We start from the raw sequence: 6,464 nt of genomic DNA on the forward strand, positions 1-6,464 counted from the left end.
GGCCTGCCGTGCTGAGGGAGGCCGACCAGAGGGATGACGGCGCGGCTGCTGATCCTTCCGCATTCGCCACATTCGCGCGGTTAATCAGGTCTGCGCCTGATCAGGACCGGCCATTCTTTGGCGATGGACATGAGTTCCGCGGCCTGCTTGGCGGCTCGCTCGTCATCCATGCCGATCCGCGCCTGGTTCAGGAGCAGTTTCCGCCAGCGGCCAAGATCAATGGCGAGACGTTGCGCTTTGACGATTGCGCCATCGGGCGGGGCAAGTGGCAACCGCATCTTCGGCCAGTCCAGGGTTCCGCGCTCTACAGGGAAGTCGGGGATGTTCTTGCGGGTGGCGGCATCCGGAACCGCCAGAGCTTTGCCGATCTCATGCGGAAGGCTGAGAACGGCAAGCCTGCCATCCGTTATCTCCTTGCACTCGACAGCGAGCACAAGATCGAGCGCTACTTCGATGAGGTTTTCAGCCTTGTCGAGAGCATCCGGACCAACGGCTATCGCACCCGCGCCCGGCGCGAGCCCGAAGAGGCCGGCCTTGCGGCGGCAGAACGTGCGACAGACGCCAGGTCCCAGCTTGTCGAGATGATGGAAACCGAAGTCGGCATGGCTGTGGATGCCGATGGCGCTCTGGTTCGCGTTGGCCCCGGCAATCACCGGTTTGCCATAGCCCACCAGCTGGGCCTTCCCCGCATCCCGGTGGAACTGCGGTTATTTCATGCGCGCTGGCTTCGCGAGGCATTCCGCAGTCATGGACAACACGCGCCGGCGGCCGTCATCGCGGCCGCCAGCCGGCTGAACATCGACCCAACACACCTTCAAACATCGGGCGCACCTGCATCAGCCCGCACACCGGAGTAAAGCATGGCTTTCTCGAACCCCGTATCAACCGCATCGAGTGGCAACACGCTGCTCAACGGCGTTCTGTGGGGATCGCAATGGAGCGACGGCTCACCTGCCACAACCAGCCTTGCCGTGTGCATCGCGGGCCTTGGCGGTTCTCAGCAGTTCGACTTCGGGGGGCGCGCGGTTACCGCGCGAACCACGGGAGAGGAAGCGGCGGCCTTCCGGCAGGCCATGGCGATGATCGAAAGCGTCTGCAACATCGATTTTGTCGAGGTCAGCGCCCTGTCGAATGCCGATCTCGTTTTCGGCATCACCGGGCCAGGTCCTCTCGACGGCGCGCTGGGCGAAGCCGTGCCGCCGGGCGAGGACGTGGGCGCCATTGCAAACCAGCAGGGCGCAGTCATCGTCAATCGCGCGGGCTATGCCTCGGACGGATACGGCAGCCTGCAAGTTGGTGGATATGATTTCATCACCTTCATCCACGAGATCGGCCATGCCATCGGCCTGAAGCATCCGCATGACCGGGGCAGTGGCGCGTTCCCCAAGTTTCCGGGCGTGTCCGGACCCTTCGGCGACTATGGCGACTTCAATCTCAACCAGGGCATCAACACGATGATGTCCTACAATGACGGCTTTCCCGAGGGGCCGCTCGGAAGGAAAAACCCGCTGCGCATACCGGACCATGGCTGGAACACCGTGATGGCCATCGACATTGCAGCACTCCAGTATCTCTATGGCGCCAATACCTCGCACAACACGGGTGACGACACTTATGTGCTTCCCGGCCGGAATCTGGCCGGCAATTACTACAGTTGCATCTGGGATGCGGGCGGGATTGACACCATCGCGGCCGGCAGGAATGTCGCGAGCACCATCAATCTCAACGCTGCGTCGCTTCGCGTGGCGGCTGATGGAGGCGGGCTGGTTTCCTCGCAGAATGGCGTGCTTGGCGGCTATACCATCGCCAGCGGCGTGCTGATCGAGAACGCCGCCGGAGCTGGCGGCAACGACACGCTCACCGGCAACCGCGCCACCAACGTGCTTTCCGGTCTCGGTGGCAGCGACGTGATCGCGGGCGGACGTGGCGGCGACACACTCTCCGGCGGAGGCGGCGGCGATACGTTCCGGTTCAACTCCGTCACCGACAGCCGCGGCAGGGCAAGCGATGTCATCACCGATTTCACCGGTATCGACGTGATCGATCTCTCGCGCATCGATGCCGACGGCACAGGCCTGCGCGACAGCTTCGACTTCATCGAAACGGACAGCTTTGGAAACCTGCGCGGTGAACTCCGCTACGAGTATGACAGCAAGACGGACGTTACAAAGCTGCTTGGCGACGTCGACGGCAATGGCATCGCGGACTTCACCGTGAGATTGGCGGGCAACATCGTGTTCGCGGCCGACGACTTCATTCTGTGAACACGCATCCTCAGACACTCAGACCCTTGAACAGGAGCAACCCATGAACGCAAATCTCCAGCCCTCGGGCTCCGCCTATTTCCTCGATGCCAGCAAGCCCGCCGTCGAGACCCATACGCTTGCCGTCATCGTCGACAATGAACCGGGTGTCCTGGCTCGCGTCATCGGCCTTTTCTCGGGCCGTGGCTACAACATCGACTCGCTGACCGTTTCCGAAACACAGCACGACAAGCACACCTCGCGCATCACCATTGTCACCAGCGGCACGCCGTCGGTGATCGTGCAGATCAAGAGCCAGCTTGAGCGCTTGGTGCCGGTGCACTCGGTCGCCGACCTCACCGTGCAGGGCGACTCGATCACCCGCGAACTCGCAATGGTGAAGGTGGCGGGGACGGGCGAGAAGCGCGTCGAGGCGCTTCGTCTGGCGGAGGCCTTCCGCGCCCGTGTCATCGATGCCGGGACCACGAGCTTCATCTTCGAGATCACGGGCAAGAGCGACAAGGTGGACCAGTTCATCTCGCTCATGGTGCCGCTGGGTCTTGTGGAAGTTGCCCGCACCGGCGTCGCCGGCATCACGCGCGGGCCCGAGGGCATGAAGTCGTAGTGACGCTGGCCGCCGCACCCAAGGATGTGGTGATCCGAAGCGAAACTGCTTCGGACCATGCTGCAATCGGTGAACTGACAAGCCTTGCTTTTTCCACTGCGTCCCATTCCTCTGGAACCGAAGCTGAGATCATCGAGCGGTTGCGGCAGCAGGGTGCCCTTGCGCTGTCGCTCGTGGCTACATGCGAAGGTGTGATTGTAGGGCATGTGGCATTCTCGCCAGCGCAAGGAGACGAGCAGGCGTCGCGCTGGCTGGCGCTGGGGCCAGTCTCCGTTGCTCCCCACTTGCAACGGTGCGGAATTGGCAAGGCGCTGATCTCAGCGGGACTCGACATGCTGAAAGAGCAGGGCGCCGAGGGCTGCATTCTCGTGGGTGACCCTGCATATTACGGACGTTTCGGATTTGTTGCCGCAGTACAACACTGCCCGCCGGGGATTCCGCCAGACTACTACATGATGCTGTCATTTGGTGGCGAACCGCCCTCAGGTGTCCTGGGATTTCATCCGGCATTCTTTGGCCCCGCCCAGGAATGACGCGACGGGCAGCCCCTTTCAACTGGTCTGGAAATATTCTTGCGAACTGGATCAATTGAGTGATCCACTCCTGCGATAGACAACACTCCTCATCCGGAGTGCCTTTCCTTGTCCTGCAAATTGTCCGTCAATGTGAACGCCATCGCATTCCTGCGGAACCGGCGCGACCTGCCTTGGCCGTCCGTCGAGGGACTAAGCCGCGTGGCACTCGATGCCGGTGCTGTTGGCATCACCGTTCATCCGCGTCCCGACGAGCGGCACATCCGCCGCTCTGATGTTACGGTGCTCTCCCGCATGCTGCGGGCCGACTATCCCGGCCGCGAGTTCAACATCGAGGGGTTTCCGGACGCGCGCTTTCTTGCTCTCGTCGAAGAGGTCAAGCCCGACCAGGTAACGCTTGTTCCCGACGATCCCAGCCAAGGAACCTCAGATCACGGCTGGGACATCGCAACCCATCGCGCCCTTCTCACGCAAGTCATCGTGCGGCTGCACAAGAGCAGGATGCGCGTGTCGCTTTTCATCGACCCCGATCCGGCTGCTCCGGCACTGGCGAAGGACGTCGGAGCCGACCGCGTCGAAATCTATACCGGACCCTATGGCGGCGCCTTCGAAGCAGCATCTCTCAACCGCGAGTTCGAGAAGGTTGTCGCAACGGGCAAGGCGGCGGAAGCAGCAGGTCTCGGCCTCAATGCCGGGCATGATCTCACGCGCGACAATCTTCCGGCACTTGTGAAGGCGCTGCCGAACCTGCAAGAGGTGTCCATCGGCCATGCCGTGATCGCGGATGCGCTCACGTTCGGAATGGCAGAAACCGTACTGAAGTTCAGGACTGCAATTGGCGACCTCTGATTTCCTGCCGCTCGTGTCGATCGGTCTTGTCCAGCTTCTCGCGGTCATGTCTCCCGGTCCATCCTTCCTCATCACGGCGCGCACCGCGGTGGCGCAGTCGCGCCTGGACGGTTTCAAGGTGGCGCTCGGACTGGGGGCGGGCACCGTCATCTGGTCGTCGGCCGCGCTGCTCGGGCTCAACGCCGTGTTTCATGCGCTGCCCATGCTGTTCATGGCCATGAAGATCATCGGCGCGCTGTTCCTGATCTACATCGCCTGGCAAATCTTCCGTCACGCCGCCGTGCCGCTCCAGCTTGACGGCGATGTGAAATCCACTGGCAGCCCCTTCATGAAGGGCTTCCTCACGCAAATCGCGAACCCCAAGGTCGCCGTGTTCTTCGGCTCGATCTTCATCGCCATGCTGCCCGCGAACGTGCCGCTGTGGATGACTGTGGCGCTCATCTTCATCGTCAGCTTCAACGAGGTGTGGTGGTACACGGCGGTGTCGCTGTTCTTCGGCTCCGGTCCGGTTCGCAGCTTCTATCTCCGGGCCAAGGTGTGGATCGACCGGCTGACTGGACTGTTTCTCGGCGCGCTGGGACTGAGGCTCTTGTGGGCTGCCCGTAGCGCTGTCTAGCCCGCTGGGTCAAAGTTGAGGCGCAGTCCTGCCCTTGGCCACGGCATGCTCACCACGCGGCCCGTGCTGGACAGCGTGATGAAGGCGGTCCTCATATCTGACCCGCCAAAGCAGATGTTGGTGCAATAGGGGTCTGGCATGGCGATGAAATCTACGACGGAACCATCGGGCGCGATGACATGGATGCCTCCGAGGACAAGGGCCGCCACGCAGATGTTGCCGTCCTGCTCGACGGCGAGTGAATCGAAGGACGTGTAGCCTGCCGGACCGAAGAGATGGCGCCCGCCGTTCTCATGAGGCGGCTGGCGCTGCAGCGCGCCCGGTTCCACGATGTCGAAACCCCAAAGATGCCCCGTGCGCGTCTCCGCAACGTAGACGGTCCTTTCATCGGGTGAGAGACCCACGCCGTTCGGCATGATCATCGGCTGCACCAGTTCGCGGATCAGGCTCCCATCGGTTTTCGCGAAATAGAGGCCACCAAGATCAACCTCGCGCGGGCGGCGCTTGCCGTGGTCGGTGAAATAAAAGCCGCCGCTGCGGTCGAACACGATGTCGTTCGGACCCTTCAACGGGTGGCCGCCGCAATGGGTGTAGATCACCTCGACCTTGCCGGTCTCAATGTTGACGCGCTCGATCCGCCCGCCACTGTAGTCGTCAGACTGTCCGGCGGGGCGCAGTCCACCGTCGACCGTCTTCCATGCGAAGCCGCCGTTGTTGCAGACGTAGAGATGGCCATCGGGCCCGAAGGCCGCGCCATTGGGGCCGCCGCCGGGCGTTGCGAGAACCGTCGTCTTCCCGCCCTTGCCGATGCGGGTGATGGTGCCGCGGGCGATCTCGACCACCAGCATCCCGCCATCGGGCAGCATGACGGGGCCTTCGGGAAACAGGAGACCAGACGCGACTTCGTCAAGAACAGCGTTCATCGTCAAACCTCATGGGCACTGGCAACCAAGGGCAGTTGCATGCGGTTCAGTTCGGCACGCAGGAAATGGTCTGGAAGTTGCCGCGATCATTCTGGATGGTGATGTCAAAGCCGACACGATTGCCACCTGCATTTCCAAGCACGCTACTGACCACCTTGCCGGCAGCGGAAATGCCGCCAAGCGGTCCGCCCCAGTTGATCGTTCCTTGCTCGGTGACCTCCAAGGGATAGGAACCTTCCCACTTGCCGTCGAAGGCAGTGCCGCGATAGGTGCCGCCACTGATCTCGATTTCGCCCAGAAACATGCTGGAAATGGTGCAGCCGTAAATCCCATCTGGCCACAAGGGTGCTGCCGATGCGGGCAGGGCAGACAAGAGCAGTAGCGATAGTGAAATGGCAAGGCGCTTCATTATGTGCTCTCCGGTTTTGACTTTAAGGGCGGCGATCGTCGGTTGCGCTTGGGAAACGAGGCTGTTCACCCTTGCGATGCGGCATCGAGTGCGGCGACATCTGCGTCCGTCAGTTGCAGCTTCATCGCGGCGGCGAGATCGTCAAGCTGGGCGATGCTGGTGGCGCTGGCAATCGCCCTCACGCCGGGCTTTGCCAGAAGCCAGGCGAGTGCGGCTTGCGCGCAATTGGCTGACCGCGCCGCGGCCACGCCATCGAGTGCAGCAAG

At 62.3% G+C, this 6,464-nt stretch carries 9 protein-coding genes; 6 read left to right on the plus strand and 3 right to left on the minus strand.

The genetic code is table 11. The features are described from left to right. Positions 1–8: 8 nt before the first annotated feature. The 6 genes from ACEW8Q_RS15050 to ACEW8Q_RS15075 all read left to right on the plus strand — a co-directional run bounded on the left by ACEW8Q_RS15050 (position 9) and on the right by ACEW8Q_RS15075 (position 4,866). Positions 9–857 carry a hypothetical protein gene (locus ACEW8Q_RS15050; protein WP_373504868.1) on the plus strand — a complete coding sequence of 283 codons (849 nt, stop codon included), beginning with the start codon at positions 9–11 and terminating at the stop codon, positions 855–857. Positions 858–860: 3 nt separating this feature from the next. Then, positions 861–2,264 (plus strand): M10 family metallopeptidase, encoded by a 1,404-nt coding sequence (locus ACEW8Q_RS15055; protein ID WP_373504869.1) that lies wholly within the window; start codon positions 861–863, stop codon positions 2,262–2,264. Between the two features lie 43 nt (positions 2,265–2,307). Continuing rightward, positions 2,308–2,868 (plus strand): acetolactate synthase small subunit, encoded by a 561-nt coding sequence (gene ilvN, locus ACEW8Q_RS15060; protein WP_373504870.1) that lies wholly within the window; start codon positions 2,308–2,310, stop codon positions 2,866–2,868. Next, positions 2,868–3,401, plus strand: coding sequence for a GNAT family N-acetyltransferase (locus tag ACEW8Q_RS15065; protein ID WP_373504871.1), 534 nt, complete (start codon positions 2,868–2,870; stop codon positions 3,399–3,401). The genes ilvN and ACEW8Q_RS15065 overlap by 1 nt, the downstream gene beginning before the upstream one ends. A gap of 108 nt (positions 3,402–3,509) precedes the next feature. Next, positions 3,510–4,250, plus strand: coding sequence for a pyridoxine 5'-phosphate synthase (locus tag ACEW8Q_RS15070; RefSeq protein ID WP_373504872.1), 741 nt, complete (start codon positions 3,510–3,512; stop codon positions 4,248–4,250). Then, positions 4,237–4,866 (plus strand): LysE family translocator, encoded by a 630-nt coding sequence (locus tag ACEW8Q_RS15075; RefSeq protein WP_373504873.1) that lies wholly within the window; start codon positions 4,237–4,239, stop codon positions 4,864–4,866. The genes ACEW8Q_RS15070 and ACEW8Q_RS15075 overlap by 14 nt, the downstream gene beginning before the upstream one ends. On the opposite strand, the gene ACEW8Q_RS15080 is transcribed toward ACEW8Q_RS15075, so the two are convergent. The 3 genes from ACEW8Q_RS15080 to ACEW8Q_RS15090 all read right to left on the minus strand — a co-directional run. Then, positions 4,863–5,789: an SMP-30/gluconolactonase/LRE family protein gene (locus ACEW8Q_RS15080; protein WP_373504874.1), complete on the minus strand. Its 927-nt coding sequence runs from the start codon at positions 5,787–5,789 to the stop codon at positions 4,863–4,865. The two genes, ACEW8Q_RS15075 and ACEW8Q_RS15080, sit on opposite strands and share 4 nt — an antisense overlap. Before the next feature lie 46 nt (positions 5,790–5,835). Beyond that, complete coding sequence (locus ACEW8Q_RS15085; RefSeq protein ID WP_373504875.1) at positions 5,836–6,198, minus strand: hypothetical protein; 363 nt, start codon at positions 6,196–6,198, stop codon at positions 5,836–5,838. Positions 6,199–6,263: 65 nt separating this feature from the next. Further along, positions 6,264–6,464, minus strand: a 201-nt coding sequence (locus tag ACEW8Q_RS15090) for an aldo/keto reductase (protein ID WP_373504876.1), incomplete at its 5' end; no start/stop codon positions are given.

It is taken from the genome of Aestuariivirga sp. (assembly GCF_041738905.1).
GTDB lineage: Bacteria > Pseudomonadota > Alphaproteobacteria > Rhizobiales > Aestuariivirgaceae > Aestuariivirga.